Origin of the sequence: Brevundimonas sp. UBA7838 (assembly GCF_002500885.1) — a bacterium.
Taxonomy (GTDB): Bacteria; Pseudomonadota; Alphaproteobacteria; order Caulobacterales; family Caulobacteraceae; genus Brevundimonas; species Brevundimonas vesicularis_C.
In genome coordinates, this window is sequence record NZ_DLTK01000006.1 from 23,085 (window position 1) to 24,237 (window position 1,153).

The 1,153-nt window shown below is 69.9% G+C and carries 2 protein-coding genes; both read left to right on the forward strand.

Annotation, left to right across the window (positions count from 1 at the left end):
- Positions 1-719 (forward strand): aminoglycoside phosphotransferase family protein (locus B3T77_RS00405; protein ID WP_292075987.1); only part of this gene is annotated, 719 nt, incomplete at its 5' end.
- A partial coding sequence (locus tag B3T77_RS00410) for an NTP transferase domain-containing protein (RefSeq protein WP_292075988.1) occupies positions 716-1,153 on the forward strand: 438 nt, incomplete at its 3' end. The genes B3T77_RS00405 and B3T77_RS00410, both read left to right, overlap by 4 nt.

The following is a 1,153-nucleotide window of genomic DNA, read 5'->3' on the forward strand; positions in this document are numbered from 1 at the left end:
CCCGCGTGATCGAGAACGGCGCCGACGAAACGCCCCTCTATCTGGCCGCCATCGAGGCCCTTGCCGTGCTGCACGACGCCGGAAACCCGCCGCAGACCCTGCACGGCCCCGGCGGCGATTGGCCGCTGCTGACCTATGACGAGACGGCGCTGCAGGGCGGGGCGGATCTGTTCGTCGAATGGTTGCCGAAGCTCGACGATCGGGTCCGCTTCGACGCCGTCGCCATCGCCGACTGGCGCGCTGCCTGGGCGCCCATCGTCGCCTCGGGCGCGGCCGGGGCCTCGGTCATGGCCCACCGCGACTATCATGCGGAGAACCTGATCTGGTTGCCCCAGCGCGACGGCCCAGCCCGCGTCGGCATGATCGACTTCCAGGACGCGGTGCGCGCCCACCCGTCGTGGGACCTGCACTCCCTGCTGCAGGACGCCCGTCGAGACGTGTCGCCGGCGCTGGAGGCCGAGGCGCTGGACCGCTATTTCGCCCTGCGGCCCCGGGTCGACCGCGCCGCCTTCATGGCTGACTACGCCGGCCTCGCCGCCCTGAACGAGGCGCGGATCATCGGCATCTTCGCCCGCCTGATCGCGCGCGACGGCAAACCGCGATACCGCCAGTTCTTGCCGCGCATGTGGCGACACCTGAACGCCAATCTGGAACAGCCGGCTCTGGCGCCCGTCGCCCGCTGGTTCGACTGTCACGTTCCTGTCGAGGTGCGCGCATGACCGCCCCCAAGACCGCAATGGTGCTCGCCGCCGGCCTGGGCACGCGCATGCGCCCCCTGACCGACGACCGGCCCAAGGCCTTGGTTGAGGTCCAGGGGCGCGCCCTGATCGACCATGTGCTGGACCGGTTGGCGGACGCCGGCGTCGAAAAGGCCGTGGTCAATGTCCACTGGTTCGCCGACCGACTGGAAGCGCATCTGGCGGCGCGCGGCCAAAATTCTAAAAATCGGGGCCCCGCAATCCTGATTTCCGACGAACGCGCCGAACTGCTGGAGACCGGCGGCGGGCTGAAGAAGGCTCACGCCCTGCTGGGCGAGGAGCCCGTCTTCGTCGCCAATATCGACAGTGTGTGGATCGACCGAGGCGACGCCCTCGCCGACCTCGTCCGCCTGTGGAACCCTGAGACGATGGACGCCGCCCTGCTGCTGGCCCGC